17 protein-coding genes and 1 pseudogene are annotated in these 16,311 nt (G+C 73.5%); 7 read left to right on the plus strand and 11 right to left on the minus strand.

Going from position 1 to position 16,311, the window contains the following annotated elements:
- Positions 1-112 precede the first annotated feature (112 nt).
- Positions 113-2,509, minus strand: coding sequence for an ATP-binding cassette domain-containing protein (locus ACIPEP_RS16685; RefSeq protein WP_402717858.1), 2,397 nt, complete (start codon positions 2,507-2,509; stop codon positions 113-115).
- 66 nt (positions 2,510-2,575) lie between these two features.
- Positions 2,576-3,253 carry a hypothetical protein gene (locus ACIPEP_RS16690; RefSeq protein ID WP_402717859.1) on the minus strand — a complete coding sequence of 226 codons (678 nt, stop codon included), beginning with the start codon at positions 3,251-3,253 and terminating at the stop codon, positions 2,576-2,578.
- Between the two features lie 109 nt (positions 3,254-3,362).
- On the opposite strand from ACIPEP_RS16690, the gene ACIPEP_RS16695 reads away from it, so the two are divergent.
- A complete protein-coding gene (locus tag ACIPEP_RS16695; RefSeq protein WP_092387519.1) occupies positions 3,363-3,782 on the plus strand; it encodes a VOC family protein in 420 nt (139 codons plus the stop codon).
- Here ACIPEP_RS16695 and ACIPEP_RS16700 read toward each other — a convergent pair.
- On the minus strand, positions 3,763-4,710 hold the full coding sequence (locus ACIPEP_RS16700) for a methyltransferase family protein (RefSeq protein WP_402717860.1): 948 nt from the start codon (positions 4,708-4,710) through the stop codon (positions 3,763-3,765). The two genes, ACIPEP_RS16695 and ACIPEP_RS16700, sit on opposite strands and share 20 nt — an antisense overlap.
- A 152-nt stretch (positions 4,711-4,862) precedes the next feature.
- Here ACIPEP_RS16700 and ACIPEP_RS16705 point away from each other — a divergent pair, with 152 nt between their 5' ends.
- Complete coding sequence (locus ACIPEP_RS16705) at positions 4,863-5,510, plus strand: acyltransferase (RefSeq protein WP_402717861.1); 648 nt, start codon at positions 4,863-4,865, stop codon at positions 5,508-5,510.
- On the opposite strand, the gene ACIPEP_RS16710 is transcribed toward ACIPEP_RS16705, so the two are convergent.
- From ACIPEP_RS16710 to ACIPEP_RS16720, 3 genes and pseudogenes are all read right to left on the minus strand, one after another.
- The gene (locus tag ACIPEP_RS16710) at positions 5,494-5,631 is read right to left on the minus strand and encodes a hypothetical protein (RefSeq protein WP_156794898.1); all 138 of its coding nucleotides are present in this window, start codon (positions 5,629-5,631) and stop codon (positions 5,494-5,496) included. The genes ACIPEP_RS16705 and ACIPEP_RS16710 overlap by 17 nt on opposite strands.
- An 88-nt stretch (positions 5,632-5,719) precedes the next feature.
- The gene (locus ACIPEP_RS16715; RefSeq protein WP_092387513.1) at positions 5,720-6,619 is read right to left on the minus strand and encodes an SDR family oxidoreductase; all 900 of its coding nucleotides are present in this window, start codon (positions 6,617-6,619) and stop codon (positions 5,720-5,722) included.
- A gap of 77 nt (positions 6,620-6,696) precedes the next feature.
- Positions 6,697-7,307, minus strand: a pseudogene (locus ACIPEP_RS16720) (alpha/beta fold hydrolase).
- A 44-nt stretch (positions 7,308-7,351) separates the two neighbouring features.
- Here ACIPEP_RS16720 and ACIPEP_RS16725 point away from each other — a divergent pair.
- A complete protein-coding gene (locus tag ACIPEP_RS16725) occupies positions 7,352-7,606 on the plus strand; it encodes a Rho termination factor N-terminal domain-containing protein (protein ID WP_071294860.1) in 255 nt (84 codons plus the stop codon).
- Between the two features lie 22 nt (positions 7,607-7,628).
- Positions 7,629-7,847, plus strand: coding sequence for a hypothetical protein (locus ACIPEP_RS16730; protein ID WP_071294861.1), 219 nt, complete (start codon positions 7,629-7,631; stop codon positions 7,845-7,847).
- 3 nt (positions 7,848-7,850) lie between these two features.
- On the opposite strand, the gene ACIPEP_RS16735 is transcribed toward ACIPEP_RS16730, so the two are convergent.
- The 4 genes from ACIPEP_RS16735 to ACIPEP_RS16750 are packed head-to-tail and all read right to left on the minus strand — an operon-like array spanning position 7,851 to position 11,342.
- Entirely contained in the window at positions 7,851-8,684 is an 834-nt protein-coding gene (locus ACIPEP_RS16735; protein ID WP_402717862.1) for a family 16 glycosylhydrolase, read from the minus strand.
- 30 nt (positions 8,685-8,714) lie between these two features.
- Positions 8,715-10,025: a PP2C family protein-serine/threonine phosphatase gene (locus ACIPEP_RS16740; protein ID WP_070418747.1), complete on the minus strand. Its 1,311-nt coding sequence runs from the start codon at positions 10,023-10,025 to the stop codon at positions 8,715-8,717.
- A gap of 49 nt (positions 10,026-10,074) precedes the next feature.
- Positions 10,075-10,335, minus strand: coding sequence for a hypothetical protein (locus ACIPEP_RS16745; RefSeq protein ID WP_071301920.1), 261 nt, complete (start codon positions 10,333-10,335; stop codon positions 10,075-10,077).
- A 26-nt stretch (positions 10,336-10,361) separates the two neighbouring features.
- On the minus strand, positions 10,362-11,342 hold the full coding sequence (locus tag ACIPEP_RS16750) for an HD domain-containing protein (RefSeq protein ID WP_402717863.1): 981 nt from the start codon (positions 11,340-11,342) through the stop codon (positions 10,362-10,364).
- A gap of 96 nt (positions 11,343-11,438) precedes the next feature.
- On the opposite strand from ACIPEP_RS16750, the gene ACIPEP_RS16755 reads away from it, so the two are divergent.
- A complete protein-coding gene (locus ACIPEP_RS16755; protein WP_071301922.1) occupies positions 11,439-12,401 on the plus strand; it encodes an SDR family oxidoreductase in 963 nt (320 codons plus the stop codon).
- A gap of 72 nt (positions 12,402-12,473) precedes the next feature.
- Positions 12,474-13,739, plus strand: coding sequence for a hypothetical protein (locus ACIPEP_RS16760; RefSeq protein ID WP_402717864.1), 1,266 nt, complete (start codon positions 12,474-12,476; stop codon positions 13,737-13,739).
- A gap of 157 nt (positions 13,740-13,896) precedes the next feature.
- Here the strand turns inward: ACIPEP_RS16760 and ACIPEP_RS16765 are convergent, their stop codons facing one another.
- Complete coding sequence (locus tag ACIPEP_RS16765; protein WP_402717865.1) at positions 13,897-15,123, minus strand: cobalamin-independent methionine synthase II family protein; 1,227 nt, start codon at positions 15,121-15,123, stop codon at positions 13,897-13,899.
- A 58-nt stretch (positions 15,124-15,181) separates the two neighbouring features.
- On the opposite strand from ACIPEP_RS16765, the gene ACIPEP_RS16770 reads away from it, so the two are divergent.
- Positions 15,182-16,210, plus strand: a complete 1,029-nt coding sequence (locus ACIPEP_RS16770) for a transporter (RefSeq protein ID WP_402717866.1) — start codon at positions 15,182-15,184, stop codon at positions 16,208-16,210.
- The last annotated feature ends 101 nt before the right edge of the window (positions 16,211-16,311 follow it).

The following is a 16,311-nucleotide window of genomic DNA, read 5'->3' on the forward strand; positions in this document are numbered from 1 at the left end:
ATGAAAAGCTGATGGCCACTCAGCGAGCGCTGCGGCTCTCGACCCGCACCGGGTCGGACTGGAGGCACGGTTCGGGCCCGCACCGCGCCTCCAGGCCGTCACCCGGTCGCGTTCACCGCCCCAGCTGCGCGCGCAGGTAGGGCGCGGTCCGACTCGTGGCGGACGCCGCGACCGCGGCCGGCGTACCGGCGGCGACCACCTGCCCGCCCGCGTCCCCGCCGGCGGGACCCATGTCGATGACGTGGTCGGCCGCCGCGACGACGTCCATGCTGTGCTCGACGACCACGACGGTGTTGCCGGCGTCCGTGAGCCGCGACAGCTGCTCGGACAGCAGCTCGACGTCGGCCGGGTGGAGGCCGGTGGTCGGCTCGTCGAGCAGGTAGAGCGTGTGGCCGGTCCGGGCGCGCTGCAGTTCGGTGGCGAGCTTGATGCGCTGCGCTTCGCCGCCCGAGAGCTCCGGGGCGGGCTGCCCGAGTCGGAGGTAGCCGAGACCGACCTGGCGCAGCGTCTCGAGCCCGCGCGCCGCGGCCGGGAGGCCGGCGAGGAACGGTGCCGCCTCGTCGACGGTCATGCCGAGCACGTCGGCGATGCTCGCGCCGTCCCACCGGACCTCGAGCGTCTCGGCGTTGTACCGGGCACCGTGGCACTCCGGGCACGGCGCCCAGCTGCCGGGCAGGAACAGCAGCTCGACCGAGACGGACCCCTCGCCCTGGCACACCTCGCACCGGCCGCCCGCGACGTTGAACGAGAACCGTCCGGCGCCCCAGCCGCGCTCCCGTGCGGCATCGGTGGCGGCGAAGGCCTGGCGGACGGCGTCGAACAGGCCCGTGTAGGTGGCGAGGTTCGACCGGGGCGTGCGGCCGATCGGCTTCTGGTCGACCTGGACGACCCGGGTCACGAGCGGGTGCGAGGCGCCCTCGGTGGCCAGGACGCCGCCGACGAGCGAGGACTTCCCCGAGCCGCTCACCCCGGTGACCGCGGTGAGGACACCGAGCGGGACGTCGACGTCGAGACCGTGCAGGTTGTGCAGCGTCACGTCGCGGAGCGCCAGGGTGGCGACCGGCTCCCGCGGTGTGCGGGCGGCAGGTGGGCCGGCCGGGTGGAGGAACCGCCGCGTCACCGACCCCTCGACGTGCTGGAGGCCGTCGACGGGACCGCTGTACAGGACGGTGCCGCCACCGGAGCCCGCGCCCGGCCCGACGTCGACGATCCAGTCGGCGCGGCGGACGATGCTCATGTCGTGCTCGACCACGAAGACGCTGTTGCCGCCGGCGCGCAGGTCGTCGAGCACCTGCACGAGGGACTCGGCATCCGCGGGGTGCAGACCGGCGCTCGGCTCGTCGAGGACGTACACGACACCGAACAACCCGGAGCGGAGCTGCGTCGCGATCCGGAGCCGCTGCGTCTCACCGGGGGAGAGCGTCGGCGTCGACCGGTCGAGCGCGAGGTACCCGAGCCCGAGGCCGAGCAGGACGTCGAGGCGCGTGACGAGGTCACCCGCGATCGCCACGGCCACCTCGGTGTGCTCGCCCGAGGACGCACGGGACGTCGCCGCCGAGGCGTCCGTGATCGCGGCGATCGGACGGAGCACCTCGGCGAGCGCCGTGATCGGCAGCGCGTTGAGGTCGGCGATGCTGTGCCCGCCGACCGTCACGGCGAGGGCCGCCCGGGTGAGCCCGGTGCCGCCGCACAGGCCGCACGGTCCGGACTCGACGTACTGCAGGGCCTTGGTGCGCTGGGTCTCGCTCTGGGAGTCCGCGAGGGTGTGCAGCACGAACTGCCGGGCGCTCCAGAACCGACCGCGGTAGGGCTTGGCGACCCGGTCGCGCTTCGGGTGCACCTCGACCACCGGCTGCTCCTCGGTGAAGAGCAGCCAGTCGCGGTCGGCGCGGGGGAGGTCCCGCCACGGCCGGTCGATGTCGTAGCCGAGCACCGCCGTCACGTCGCGGAGGTTCTTGCCCTGCCAGGCACCGGGCCACGCGGTGATCGCGCCGTCGCGGATGCTGAGCGAGTCGTCGTGGACCGCGGACGCCTCGGTGACCTCGTGCGCGGTGCCGAGTCCGTGGCAGCGGGGACAGGCCCCGGCGGCGGTGTTCGGCGAGAACGAGTCGGACTCAAGCCGGTCGGCTCCCGGCGGGTAGGTGCCGGCGCGGGAGAAGAGCATGCGCATCGAGTTCGACAGGGTCGTCAGCGTGCCCACGGTGGAGCGGGCACTCGGGGCACCGCGGCGCTGCTGCAGGGCGACGGCCGGGGGGAGTCCCGTGATCGACTCCACGTGCGGGGTGGACCCCTGCGCGATGAGTCGCCGGGCGTACGGGGCGACGGACTCGAGGAACCGGCGCTGCGCCTCGGCGAACACGGTGCCGAACGCGAGGCTCGACTTGCCGGAGCCGGAGACGCCGGTGAAGGCGACGATGCGGTCGCGAGGGATGTCGACGTCCACGTCCTGCAGGTTGTGCTCGCGGGCGCCGCGGACGCGGATGTACTCGTCGGGGCGGGGGTCGGGCATCCTCACGATGCTAGGCCGAGGCGGCTGGGTGCTCGGGTGCCGTGGCGGGCGGGGACCGCCCGGACGTCATCCCGACCGGCGTCGGTCCGCCGCCGCCAGTGCCCGGCGCATCCGCTCCGCGTCGCCGGCCGCCCACCCGCCGGAACTCGCCAGCGGCAACTCCGTCATGTGCCGACGCAGGTGCTCCGGGTAGTCCCGCACGACCCGGTCGGGGTCGTCCCGCACCGTGGCGTACAGCGCGGGGCCGTCCGCGTAGAACAGGTCGGCGACGACCAGCCGGCCGTCCGAGCCGCGCATCACGTTCGCCGGGTTGTCGTCGAGCGGACCCCACCACGGCTGCTCCCGGGCACCTCGCGCGTGCACGGCGTCGATGTGCTCGGCGAGCGCTGCCACGTCCGGCTCCCGTGCACGGATCGACCGGTGGAAGGCCGCCCCCTCGGCCGCGGACACCGGTGCGAGGTACTCCATCACCGTGAGGTCGGACCCGCCTTCGAGCACGCGGTGGTCGACCAGCACGGGGACCTGGCGCGTGTGCGCCGCCACACGGTAGAGCATCGCCGAGTAGGGCCCGGCGGGGTCGAACGGGCTGACCCGAGCCGCGAGCCGACCGGAGGGGGAACGGAACGCGCACGCCCAGTCCCCGGTGCCGCACGGCGTCCACCCGAGGCCCTCGAGTGTCCGGACCACTTCGGTCCACGGCTTCTCGGCGCTGAGGTGTTCGTCGTACGCGTCGTCGCTGTCCACCGCCCCATCCTGCACGACCCGCCCACGGGCTTCCGCGCGCGCCGACGGTCTGGGACGATCGAAGCGACACGGACGACGGCGCCCGTGCACCATCCGCGAGGAGTCCACCATGACCGTCCGACTCAACCCGTACATCGGCCTCCGCGACCAGGCCCGTGACGCGCTCGACTTCTACCACGGCGTCTTCGGCGGCGAACTCACCGTCAACACCTTCGGCGAGGCCGGGATGGCACAGGACCCCGCCGACGCCGACAAGGTCATGCACGGCCAGCTCGAGGGCGAGAACGGTCTGCTGCTCATGGCCTCCGACGCACCGACCGGCATGGAGGGCCCCGACGTCAGCAACATCTCGGTGTCCCTGAGCGGTGACGACGAGGAAGCCCTCACGCGCTACTGGAACGGGCTCGCCGACGGGGCGAAGACGATCATCGAACCCCTCACGAAGGCCCCGTGGGGCGACACGTTCGGCATGGTCACCGACCGTTTCGGCGTGACCTGGCTCGTCAACATCAGCGGCGCGGCGGGCTGATCGCGTCCGCCGGGGTGCTCGCCGGGACCGGCCACCGGGGGACCCAGCACCGGACGCGTGCGGCGTAGCGCCGGAAGTCGTCGCCGAACCGGTGGTCGAGGTCGGCCTCCTCGAGCGGGCGGACGACGCAGTTCCAGACGATCGACCCGGCGAGCGCGTACACGACCACCATCCACGAGGTGAGCAGGAGCCCGACGGCGACGCCCTGGGCGATGCCGGCGAGCGCCATCGGGTTGCGCACCGAGCGGTACGGACCGGCGATCACGAGCCGGTTCGGCATCGCGGACGGCAGCGGGGTCCCGGCGCCCTGCGTCGACATCGCCGCGGCGGACGCGATGCCGAGCGCACTTGCGGCGACGAGTGCGACGGCTCCGGTGACGACAGCGGTGGTCAAGAAGCCGTCGGGCAGCGTCGCGTGGAGCCGCCAGCGGTGCTCGGCGGCGGCGATGACGAGCGGCAGCACCCCGAGGAAGAGCCCCCAGAAGACGGTGATCTGCAGGACGGTGCCGAGGACGTGGCGGCGGCGACCCGCGTCGGGGTCGGCGGTCCGGAACCGCAGCGGGCCGGTCGTCAGCCACTCGGTCGGGACCCGGCCGAGCACGACGAGCGCCAGGGCGAGGGCGGACCCGACGGTCGCGCCGATCATCACGATCACACCGGCACCGGCCTCGGTCGTCGCGGTGGCCCAGACGGCCAGGGCGGCCAGGACCAGCGCGGTCCACCCGGTCGTGACCACCGCGGCGGCGCGACTGCCGGCCGCTGCGAGCGCCGATGCCACGACGAAGAGCGGGACGTCGAACACCGCGACGACGACGGGGTCGAGCGAGCCGAGGGTCGCCGACCGGACCCCGGGGAGGGTGCACACCGCGATCCACCAGAGGGCCCCCGCGACCGACTGGACCGCGAAGTACCGTCGGCCCCAGGACATGCGAGCACGGTAGCAGTGCGGGATCCCGGCAGCGGACACCGCAAGAATCGCGCAACGCCCCGGTCCCCGCGTTGTCGACCGTGCTCGAGCCGACCTACCGTTCCGGCTGTGTGCGAGGACGCACACGTCCCCCTGCGAGACCTGGAGGCGGCATGTCCGCACGCACCGCATCTCCGTCCACGTTCGGCTCACGGCTGCGCGACGACGTCGTCCACGCCCGCGAGTACACGCTGTTCACGCTGCTGCTCGGGTCGCCGTTCCTGCCACGTGCGGTGCGCCGGTTGATCGCGTCCGCCGCGGGCGCCGACCTCGCGTCGAGCCCCGGTCCGCTGTTCTCACTGACGGGGGACCCGAAGAACCTCGTCGTCGGCCGGGGCGTGTACTTCAACCGGAACGTCACGGTCGAGGCCGTCGCGCCGGTCCGGATCGGCGACCACACCGCGATCGGGATGCAGGTGCTCGTGATGACGAGCCACCACGAGATCGGCGACGACGGAGCGTGGAGCGAGACCGCCTCGGGCCGATCGGTCGACATCGGCGAGCGGGTCTGGATCGGTGGGCGTGCCGTCGTGCTGCCCGGGACGGTCATCGAGGACGACGTGGTGGTGGCGGCCGGGGCGGTCGTCCGGGGGCGGCTCACCTCCCACGGGGTCTACGCCGGGGTGCCGGCGCGGCGGATCCGCGAACTCGGCGTCCCGGGCGCCGCCCCCGCCCCCGCACCTGCGGCGGCCGCGGCGACGCCCGCGTTCCCGGCCCCGGCCCCGGCCGCTGCCGCGACGGCGGTCAGTCCTGCCGGTTGATCTGGCCCAGCCAGCGCCCGAACGACGGCTTCCGCTCGTCGTGCAGGACGGAGACCGTCGTCGCCGGCGTGCAGCTCCGCTGGACGTCGACGGCCGTGCTCTCGTGGAGGTCGTGGCTCATGGTGTGCTCCTTCGCGTTCGGTGGTGGATGAGACACCCGGGACGCCCGTTCCATTCCCGGGTGCGTGCAGCCCGTGGGCCGTGCCCGGTCAGGGCGTCACCATGCCGCCGTTCACGTTGAGGGTCTCCCCGGCGACGTAGCTCGACTCGTGCGAGGCGAGGAACACGTAGGCGGGCGCGAGTTCGGCCGGCTGCGCGGCGCGGCCCATCGGCGACTCGCTCGACCCGAACTCGGGCAGCGACTCCGGATCGACGCCGCCGCTCGGCTGCAGGACGGTCCAGGTGGGTCCGGGCGCCACGATGTTCACCCGGATCCCACGCTCGACGAGTGCCTGCGACAGCCCCTTCGAGAGGTTGTTGATCGCGCCCTTCGACGCCGCGTAGTCGAGCCGGTCCGGAGCGGGCTTGTACGCCTCCATCGACGCCGTCGTGGTGATCGTCGACCCCGGCTGCAGGTGGGGGAGTGCAGCGCGGACCAGGCGGAACAGCCCGAACACGTTGACGTCGAACGTCGCCTCGAACTGCTCGTCGGTGAGGTCCTCGACCTCGGGCTGCCAACGCTGCTTGCCGGCCACGCTCACGAGCGCGTCGAGGCCGCCGAGTCCCGCGACGGCCTGCTCCACCAGCGTGGTCGCGTAGGACCGGTCCCGCAGGTCACCGGGCACCGCGACGGCCGTTCGGCCCGCGGCCCGTATCTGCTCGATGACGTGGTCCGCGTCGGACTGCTCCTCCGGGAGGTACGCGAGCGCGACGTCCGCACCCTCGCGTGCGAACGCGATGGCGACGGCGCCACCGATACCGGAGTCCGCGCCGGTGATCAGCGCCTTCCGACCGGCGAGCCGGCCGGTTCCCCGGTAGGTCTCCTCACCGAGGTCCGGTACCGGCCGCATGCGGCTCTGGAGGCCCGGCTCGGCTTGCGTCTGCGGCTCCGGCTGGACGTCGGGGTAGCGGGTACGCGGGTCGGCTGGCTCGTACTGGTCGCGGGGCATGGTGCGGGTCCTCTCATCGGTTCCCTCCCACAGAACCGGACGGCATCTGGACCGCCGCCCAGGAGTGCGGTGACCGGTCAGTGCCGCGCGCGACGGCGGGGTGCGACACCGTCGCTCTTGTCGGTCGCGTGGAACGCCTCGACGAGCTGCGCGACGAGGTCCGGCTGCTCGACGACGAGGCCGTGCGTCGCCCTCGGGACCACTGCGAGTTCGCCGTCCGGCAGTGCCTCGAGCATCTGGGCGAGGTGGCCGAGCCGCACCTCGTCGTCGTCCCCGCACAGGATGAGGACCGGGACGTCGAGGCCGCCCAGCTGCGCCACCGTCACCGTGGGTTCCGCCGTGTGCAGCACCCGCGACTTGGCGGTGACGACCTCCCAGTGCTCCGGAGGGTCGGGGGACACCTCGGCGTAGGCGTCCGCCATGAACCGGGGCGGCACCCGACGAGGTGCACGGGACCGGCGCCGAGGGACCGCACGGTGCCGGCGAGTTCCTCGGCCATGTCCGCGAAGTGCCACGGGCCGTCGACGTCGGGAGTGCGACCGTGCCCGGCTCGGTCGACGAGCACAACACGGGCGCCACCGAACGCCTCGGCCAGCGCCGACATCGACCGGGAATCGGTGCCACCGGGGTGGAGCAGCACGATCGGGGTGCCCGGACCACCCGGGTCGGAGGTCCAGGGTTCGGTCATGCCGGAGTCTCCCACGTCGAGGACCCGGGCGTACGGTGTGCGCCATGCCGAACCAACTCAAGAAGCCGGACATGTACGAGGAGCTCCGCAAGGAGGGCAACTCGAAGGAGAAGGCCGCCCGCATCAGCAACGCCGCCGCGGCGCGGGGCGAGCACGCCGTGGCGAAGAAGGGCGGCGAGTCCGGGTCGTACGACGACTGGACCGTGGCGGACCTCAAGCGACGCGCGAAGGAGCTCGGCATCACCGGGTACTCGTCGAAGCGGAAGGCCGAGCTCGTCGAGGCGCTCCGGGAGCACTGACGGCATCTGGCACCATGGAGTCGTGAACGAGACGGGCATGCCGCGCTTCCGACGGATCTGGTCGACGGTGCAGGTGGGCGTGCTCGCCGTGGCCGTCGTGTTCTGCGTCGTGATGCTCGTGATCGGACAGGGCAAGCTCGACCGCGTGTACGCCGTGGCCGCGGTGTTCTTCGGCCTCGCCCTCATCGGGCACAGCACGTACCTGTGGCTCGTCGCGCGGAACGGCCGCGGCCGCCCCTGAGCCTCAGGCGTTCGCGAAGACGCGCACCCAGTCCACCGTCATCTGCTGCGGGAAGCGCGTCGACGCGTCGGGTGACCCGGGCCACGAGCCGCCGACGGCCACGTTGAGGACGACGAAGAACGGCTTGTCGAACACCCACGGATTCGCCCCGACGTCGGCACGGGTCAGCGTCCGGTACGCCGTGCCGTCGACCGACCACGTGATCGAGTCCGGACGCCAGTCGACGCCGAACACGTGGAAGTCGTCGGCGAACGGAGCCCCCGTGGGGTTCGTGGACGCCGCCGAGATGCCCTGCGCGCCGGAGTACCCCGGGCCGTGCACCGTGCCGTGGACCACGGTCGGTTCGTACCCGACGTTCTCCATCACGTCGATCTCGCCGCAGGCCGGCCACCCGACCGACCCGATGTCCGCGCCGAGCATCCAGAACGCGGGCCAGATCCCCTGTCCGCGGGGGATCCGGATGCGCGCCTCGATCCGGCCGTACTGCGCCGTCGACGTGCCCTCGGTCTTCAGTCGCGCCGAGGTGAACGAACCGTCGGCCTCACGCCGGGCGGTGATCACGAGGTTGCCGGCACCGTCGAGCGCCGCGTTCCGCCGGGAGTCCGTGTAGGTCTGCAGTTCCCCGTTGCCCCACCCGCCCGCGCCGAGGTCGTACCGCCAGACGGCGCTGTTCGGTGCGCTGCCGGCGGGGCCGTCGAACTCGTCCGCGGCGAGCAGGGTGCCCGCTGCCGCCACGGCCGGCGTGGAGCGGCTCGCGATGCTCGTGCCGACGAGCGCGGCGGTGGTCCCGGCGATGCCGGCGGTCATGAACCGGCGACGGTCGATGCGGTCGTCCACGTCGTCCTCCTCGGGTGTGCGCGTGGGTGGTCAGGGTCGGTAGGCGATGCAGAGCACCGTGACGTCGTCGGGGTGCTCGCCGCGGTGGGCGAGCTCGGTGATCCCGTCGACGAGCTGCTGGGGGTGCGAGCGTTCGGCGACCCAGGCCTCGAAGCGGTCGAGCGCGTCGAGGTCCCCGCCGAAGAGGTCGAGCACCCCGTCGCTGACGCTCACGACGACGTCGCCGGGCTCGAGGTCGGTCGTCTCGCTCGACCACGAGGTCCCGACGCCGATCGGCAGGTGCCCGGACCGCAGCGAGCGGACCGTGCCGTCGGCACGCCGGAGCAGGCTCAACCCGTGGCCGGCGTCGACCCAGCGGGCGTGGCCGTCGCGGTCGATCCGCACGTGGAAGCACGTCGTGAACTGTGCGCTCTCGACGTCGGACGTCCCGGTCGCCAGGCCGGCGGCCGCTCGACGGACCGCCGTGGCCGCGTCCGGTTCGTCGACGGTGCTGCGCACGAGGGACCGGACCGCGGCGGCGATCATGCCGGCGCCGACGCCCTTGCCCATCACGTCGCCGAGCGTGAAGGCCGCGCCGTCCGGTGTCGGGAACCAGTCGTAGAAGTCGCCGCCGACGGTCCGTGCCGGGATGCACACCCCGAGTGCGTGGAGTTCCGGTGGGAGTCCCTCCGTGGACGCGGGCAGCAGGGACTGCTGGACGAGGGCGGCCCGGTCGATCTCACCCTCGGCCACGCGACGACGACGCTGTGCGGTGCTGAGCCGGACGTCCGCCTGCCGGGCGAGCTCGTTGGTCACGGCCGCCGTCGCGCCGTACACGACGACCGCGAAGGCGAGCCGGACGAGTTCGCTCGGACGCGGTTCGGTGGGTTCCAGCACGTACGGCAGCAGCAGCGTGGCGCAGGTCCCGAGCAGCGGGTACAGCACGTGGCGCCGACCTGGGCTCGCCGCCATCCAGATCACCGGCAGGACGACGACGGCGAGGAACACCGAACGGGTGTCGCCCGTGCCGTACCGGAGCAGCCCGATCGCGATGAAGTCGATCGCCGGGACGACCAGCTCGGCGCGGGCGGCGCCCGGCCAGCGCGCCATGACAGCTGCCGCCAGCAGTCCGCCGAGGGCGAGTGCCACGCCGGTCCACATCCGCGGCGCGTCGGTGACCGGGAGCCAGGGGGTGAGTGTGCTGGTCACCGCGGCGGCCACCACGAGGGCGGCGACGACGGACTGCTTCGCCAGGGGCGCCCACGAGGCGCGGAGCCCGACGAGCGCGATGGGCCCGGTGTCCTCCCGTGCGGTCACGGTCCAGGTCCTGGGGGTCGCGGTCGAGCCGGCCGTGCTGGTCATCGGGTCGAGTCAAGCCGCTCCGGCCCGGCGGGGCAAGCCCGTGCCCGGGTCACCCGAACCGCACGGCGAGCGGCACGAGCAGCCCCGCGACCCAGACGAGCACCATGACGAGGGCGCCGATCGCGATGAACCGTCGGCGGCGTCGGAGCCTCGGACTCGGTTCGTCGCCCCACATCTGCGCGCGGACGAGGACCCGGTTCGCCTGCTCGACGACCTTGCGCACCTCGGGATCGTCGAGTTCCAGCACGCCGTCGCGGGCGTGCTGGGCGATGACGGTCGCCTCGTCGACGGTGAGGTCGTCCTTGCGCATGCGCCCATCGTGGCAGGCGACCCGCGTCAGCGCACCCCGTCGCGCGTCACGGCCACCCGGAGCGGCAGGCCCGCGGCGAGCGCCGCGACACGCGGATCGCGCAGGGGACGCCCACCGACCGTCGGCAGGTCGAGGTAGCCACGGCTGACCGTGTGCCGGAGCGCACCGGTCGGCACGGGTCCGTCGCCGGTGCGCATGCGCCACGCCTGCGGTCGGCGACGCAGGAGGTCGGCGTCGGAGGCGGTGTCGGGGTCGGCGACGAGGCGCGCCCAGACCTCGTCCTCGGTGCTCCGGGCGAGGTCGGTCGGCGACAGCGCACCGCGGTCGAGCAGCCGCCCGACGAGGTCGCGGAGCACGGTCACGGGCACGAGGTTCGCCGCGGAGCGCTGCGCGAGTGCCTCGCGGATGGCCAGGTCGGCCAGCTCGAGGGCGTCGTCCGGATCCGCGTCGACCGTCCCGCCGACGAGCCGCAGGCGACCGAGCAGGACGTGCGGCGGCGTCTGCGTCCGTCCGTGCGCCTGGCCGCTCCGGAGGAACGAGTCCAGGTGGTCGAGCTTCAGTCCGCCCGGGACCGACGTCAGCACCGACGGCACGCGGCCCTCGTCGACCGCGATGACCTGGTCGGCGTCGATACCAGGGACCTCGTCCGCGAGGCGCCGGATCGCGGTTCGTCCGAGGGAGTGGTGCTCGAGGCCGCCCAGACCCTCCAAGGTGTGGCTGAACGGCAGGTGTCCGACGTCGTGCAGGAGTGCGGTCGTGCGGGCGAGGTGGTCGTCCGGAGCGAAGGCGGTGACGAGCGCGAGCACCCCGAGGGAGTGTTCGAGCCGCGAGTACGACTGGGTCGTCGTGAGCGCGGCACCGCCGGCGTGGGCGACGTACGCGAGCCGTCGCACCGTCCACGTCTCGAGCAGTCGTCGTTCGAGCGGGGTGAGCCGCACCTCCACCCGCCAGAGCGGATCGAACCAGACCCCGTCGATCCCGAGCGTGTCCACCGCGTCCCCGTGCACCGTTCCCCCTCGTCGCCTGCCCCTCGACGCTACCGGACCCGCCGTGCAGCACGTGCCCTGTGCGGGGACGGAGCCGCGACCGCGTACCAAGGACCCATGGCACATCGGTTCCGCGGGAAGATCGTCGTCGTCACCGGAGCATCGAGCGGGATCGGCAGGGCCGCCGCGCACGAGTTCGCACGGCAGGGCGCGACGCTCGTGCTGGCCGCCCGCAGCCACGACTCGCTCGAAGCCGCCGCCGCCGAGTGCCGGGCGCTCGGGGCCGAGGCAGTCGCGATCCCCACGGACGTCGCCGACGAGCACGCCGTCCGCGACCTCGTCGCGACCACCACGACCCGCTTCGGACGGATCGACGTCTTCGTGGGGAACGCCGCACTGTTCGTCTACGGCCTCTTCGAGCAGACCCCGACCGAGGCCTTCAAGCGCGTCGTCGACACGAACCTGTACGGCCACCTGCACGCGATCACCGCCCTGCTCCCGCACTGGAAGCAGCGGGGCGAGGGCACCTACGTCCTCGTCGGCTCGATCCAGTCGCTGCTGTCCGCGCCGTACCAGTCCGCCTACGTGACGAGCAAGCACGCGGCCCTCGGCCTGGTCGACGTCCTCGGCGACGAGTTCGCCGGCACGGGCATCCGCTTCGCCGCGCTCCTGCCGTCGACCATCGACACGCCGATCTACCAGAACGGCGCCAACTACACCGGCAAGACCTCGCACCCGCTGCCGCCGACGGTGTCCGTCGAGCGTGCCGGCCGCGCGGTCGTCCGGACGGCACTGCACCCCAAGCGCTACCGGTTCGTCGGCCGGATCCAGGCGTCGCTCGTGCCGCTGCAGTACGTCTTCCCCGGGCTGTTCCACAAGATCACCAAGCCGATGGTGCAGACGTTCGCGCTCCGCGGCACGGGAGCACCGACCGACGGCAACCTCTGGACCCCGGCCGACGCCGGCAACGCGACGAACGGCGGCTGGGTCGCGAAGCGTCGCCGCGTGACCCGGCCGCTGGCCTGGGCGGGCGCGGCTGCGGTCGTGGGCGCCGTGCTGCTCGGGCGCTCCCGCCGGTGACCGGAGCGGCCGCGTCCGACCGCTAACCTGCTGCTCGCGAGCACGTCGGGTGCTCGTGGATCGGGGGACCGCATGGCCGACGCAGGACCGGCGACACGGGTCGACGTCGACACCGAGGACGCTGCCCGGGCACGTGCACGGTCGCACCGCGCGGGCTCGAAGGCAGGCAGCGGACCCTGGACCACTGTGCTCGTCACCGCGTGGATCGTGCTCGTCGTCGCCTTCGTCGCGATCTCGGTGTTCGAGAACGCCTTCCGGTACCGGGCGGTCGGCGCCTCGTTCCTCATCGCATCGGCGTGGACACTCCCGCCGCTGCTCGTCCTGCACGGCATCCACGCCGCCGTCGTCCGTCCCGGCGGGCCGCGCGCCCGCCGTCGTGACGCCCCCTTCGACCGTGCCGCCGCACGCGTGGTCGCCGAATCGCGTGCGGCGGGGTTCCCGGACCTCGACGTCGCCGCCCTGGTCCGGATGCTCCGATCGGCGGACAACGGCCCCGACCCGGGCACCGGCGAGCGTGGGATGCCCGACTGGCCGCTCCTCCGCTGGGAACTGCCGCTCGCGCCGCCAGAGCCCGGTCGGTTCGTCGTCGCCGAGCGCAGGAGCGGACCCGAGCGCGGGAGCGGACCCGAGCGCGGGAGCGGACCGGAACGCACCGTGCTGACGCTGGTCGAGCATCCGACCGAGCCCCCCGTTGACCGGACCGCGTTGTCGGTGGCGGAGCACCTCGGCACGATCGTGCTCGGGGCGTACCGACCGGACGCGCCGGCCCCGTTCACCGCCTCGCGCATCGGCGGTGCCCCCGCGGTGCCCGAGGGATGGGAGTGGCCGCTGTGCGCCCACCACGACGAACCGATGCAGTTCACCGCCCAGATCGAACACCGGGAGACGCTCGTCAGCGTGTTCGTGTGTCAGTTCGACCCGGGGACGTGTGCCTCGTGGGAGCCCGACAGCGGCGCGAACGCGGCGTTCGTGTTCTCCCTCCGAGGGCTGCACCTCGCGGCCGGGCCCGTCTCACCGCACGGCGATCCCGACGACCCGGAGCCGGCGTCCCCACCGCTCCTCGCCGACGCGATGCTCCTCCGGCACGTGCCGGTGCCGATGATCCACGACGACGAGGACCCCGACCGAGTGCTCGCGGCTGCGGCAGCCGAGGGGGTCCTCGTCGCGGGCCAGTACGGCGGCGTGCCGGAGTGGATCCAGGACGACGAGACCCCCGCGGACACCGAGTTCGTCGCGTCGATCGAGCCGGGTCCGCTCGGGTTCGACCTCGGCGACGCCGGCCGGGCGTACGTCTTCAGCGACGGCGCGCGGGCGTCGGTGCTCTGGCAGAGCTCCTGAGCTCCGACGTCACTCCCCGGGGAGACGCGACCGCCTGCGGGCCCGGAGGCGCGGGTCGGGCCCGCACCGCGCCTCCAGGCCGCACCGTGCGGGCGTCCGCACACCGTGACAGGCCGTGCGGACCGCACCGAGCGCGGAACCTCGCACGCTGCGACGGCTAGAAGAGCGTCGCGCTCGCCCGGCGCGCGCCCTCGCCGAGGGCTTCGAGCTTCGCGGCGGCGATCTGCGGGTGGATGCGGCCGCCGAGGCCGCAGTCGGTGCCGGCGATGACGCGCTCCCGGCCGACGACCGAGGCGAACCGCTCGATGCGCTGCGCGACGAGGTCCGGGTGCTCGACGACGTTCGTGGCGTGGCCGACCACGCCGGGCACGATGACCTTGCCGTCCGGCAGCGCGACGTCCTGCCAGACGGTCCACTCGTGCTCGTGGCGGGCGTTGGCGGCCTCGAACGAGTACGCGCCGGCGTCGATGTCGAGCATGAGGTCGACGATGTGCCGGAGCTCGATGTCGGTGGTGTGCGGGCCGTGCCACGAGCCCCAGCAGAGGTGGAAGCGCACCCGCGAGGTGTCGAGGCCGCGCAGCGCGTGGTTGAGCGCCTCGACGCGGATGCGGGTGAAGGCGCGGTAGTCCTCGATGCTCGGCTCCGGGTTGATCTGGTCCCAGTTCTCGGCGATCGAGGGGTCGTCGATCTGCAGGACGAGGCCGGCGTCGAGGATGATCCGGTACTCCTCGCGCAGGGCGTCGGCCCAGGCCCAGATGTGCTCCTCGTCGGTGGCGTAGTACTCGTTCGCGACCCGCGCGGCGGACCCGGGGGAGAGCGCCGTGATGAAGCCGTTCGCGGCGCCGGTCGCCTCGACGGCGTGCCGGAGGTTCGCGGCGTCCGTCCGGGCTGCCTCGTGCCCGGTGTACGCGATCGGGCCGGTCGTCGTCGGGAACGCGGTGGCGTTCTTGCCCGTGCCGATGCCCGAGCCCGGGTCGGTGTAGGCCTCGCGGAAGATCGTCCAGTCGCGGCGGTCCGGGAAGCTCGTGAGCCGGACGTGTCCGGGCTCGGAGCGGACCGGCTCCTGCGTGAAGATGTCCTCTTCGGTCAGGCTGAGGCCGCTGACGCGCTGGAACGAGTACCCCCACCAGGCGCCGTAGTCGACGCTGTTCGACATCGCCTTGCCGAACTCGCCGTCGCCGGGCTGCGTGATGCCGAGGGCGGTCTGGCGGTCGACGACGTCGTCGACCGCGGCGCTCGTGAGCGCACGGACCTCGTCGGTGGTCTCCAGCGTGAAGCCGTCGGCGGCGAGGGGCCGGGCGGCGTTCGCGGCGATGAGCTCCGGCGTGCGGGGCAACGAGCCGGCGGTGGTGGCCTGGACGTGGTCGGTGTTCTCGAAGGACATGCTGCCCAATCTGGCACGGGACCCCCGGGAGCGGTCCGACTCGGGAGAATGGGACACCGTGCCCCGTCCCACCACCCGCATCCCGCTCAACACCCTCGCCGTCCCGTTCGGTCTCGCCGGCTTCGCCGAGACCTGGTCGTACGCCGCCCCCGTCCTCGACCTGCCGGCCGTCCTCCCGCAGGTCTTCTGGGGCATCGCCGCCGTCGCCTGGACCTGGCTGCTCGCCGCGCACGCCGTCCGCGGGGTCCGGGTGCGCGCGCACGACCGGCTCGTCGACCAGCTGCGGCACCCCGCGCAGGGTCCCCTCGCGGCCCTGGTCCCGGCGACCGCGATGCTGCTCGGGGTCGACCTCGCGCACGGCTGGCCGGTCGGCGGGAGGGTGCTCGTGCTCGTCGCCGTGGCGGTCGCCGCCGGGTTCGCCGCCTGGCTCCTCGCGACGTGGTTCGAGGGTCGGCTCGCCCTCGAGTCGGTGCACGGCGGCTACCTCCTGCCGACCGTCGCAGCGGCGCTCGTCGGCTCGGTGGCCACGCACGAGGTCGGGCTCACCTGGCTCTCCTGGGCCTGCTTCGGCGTCGGCGTGTTCTTCTGGGTCGTGATGACCGGGCTGCTGCTCATCCGGCTGTCCTTCCGCCCCGCGCTGCCCGCACCGCTCGTGCCGACGATGGCGATCCTCGTGGCACCGCCGTCGGTCGCCACGGTCGCGGTGTTCGCGCTGACGGACGACGTGCTCACGGTCCCGGTGCAGGCGATCACCGGGCTCGGCGTGCTGCTCGTCGCGGTGCAGGTCGCCCTGCTGCCGCGGTACGCGCGGCTGCCCTTCTCGCTCGGGTTCTGGTCGTTCGTGTTCCCGGCGGCGGCGGTCGCGACGGCTGCGATCGAGTGGCTGCGGGTGCTCGACGTGCGGTGGGCGTGGATCCCCACCGCGGGGGTGCTCGCCCTGCTCTCGGTGCTGGTCGCGGTCGTCGGGTCGCGGTCGATCGCGCTGGCCGTGCGGCACCTGCTGCCCCAGGCGGAGGGCGTCCTGCAGGCCGCCGACGACGAGGACGCCGAGCCGGGCCCCGTGACGGGCGCGACCCGGACGGTCTGAACGCGACCACGGCTCGGGAGGCGCGGGGGGCGGGCCCCCCCCCCCCCCCCCCCCCCACCCCCGGGGCCCCCCCCCCCGCCGCCCCCGGCCCGCGGCCGCGC

The organism is Curtobacterium sp. NPDC087082, from assembly GCF_044745045.1.
GTDB lineage: Bacteria > Actinomycetota > Actinomycetes > Actinomycetales > Microbacteriaceae > Curtobacterium.

What these genes read in the sequence shown, in the direction of transcription:
- ACIPEP_RS16705 (WP_402717861.1), top strand. Translation starts at nt 4,863, where the DNA reads ATGTCCGCACGCACCGCATCTCCGTCCACGTTCGGCTCACGGCTGCGC.
- ACIPEP_RS16710 (WP_156794898.1), bottom strand. Translation starts at nt 5,631, where the DNA reads ATGAGCCACGACCTCCACGAGAGCACGGCCGTCGACGTCCAGCGGAGC.
- ACIPEP_RS16760 (WP_402717864.1), top strand. Translation starts at nt 12,474, where the DNA reads ATGGCCGACGCAGGACCGGCGACACGGGTCGACGTCGACACCGAGGAC.
- ACIPEP_RS16715 (WP_092387513.1), bottom strand. Translation starts at nt 6,619, where the DNA reads ATGCCCCGCGACCAGTACGAGCCAGCCGACCCGCGTACCCGCTACCCC.
- ACIPEP_RS16695 (WP_092387519.1), top strand. Translation starts at nt 3,363, where the DNA reads ATGACCGTCCGACTCAACCCGTACATCGGCCTCCGCGACCAGGCCCGT.
- ACIPEP_RS16685 (WP_402717858.1), bottom strand. Translation starts at nt 2,509, where the DNA reads ATGCCCGACCCCCGCCCCGACGAGTACATCCGCGTCCGCGGCGCCCGC.
- ACIPEP_RS16765 (WP_402717865.1), bottom strand. Translation starts at nt 15,123, where the DNA reads ATGTCCTTCGAGAACACCGACCACGTCCAGGCCACCACCGCCGGCTCG.
- ACIPEP_RS16700 (WP_402717860.1), bottom strand. Translation starts at nt 4,710, where the DNA reads ATGTCCTGGGGCCGACGGTACTTCGCGGTCCAGTCGGTCGCGGGGGCC.
- ACIPEP_RS16755 (WP_071301922.1), top strand. Translation starts at nt 11,439, where the DNA reads ATGGCACATCGGTTCCGCGGGAAGATCGTCGTCGTCACCGGAGCATCG.
- ACIPEP_RS16725 (WP_071294860.1), top strand. Translation starts at nt 7,352, where the DNA reads ATGCCGAACCAACTCAAGAAGCCGGACATGTACGAGGAGCTCCGCAAG.
- ACIPEP_RS16740 (WP_070418747.1), bottom strand. Translation starts at nt 10,025, where the DNA reads ATGACCAGCACGGCCGGCTCGACCGCGACCCCCAGGACCTGGACCGTG.
- ACIPEP_RS16745 (WP_071301920.1), bottom strand. Translation starts at nt 10,335, where the DNA reads ATGCGCAAGGACGACCTCACCGTCGACGAGGCGACCGTCATCGCCCAG.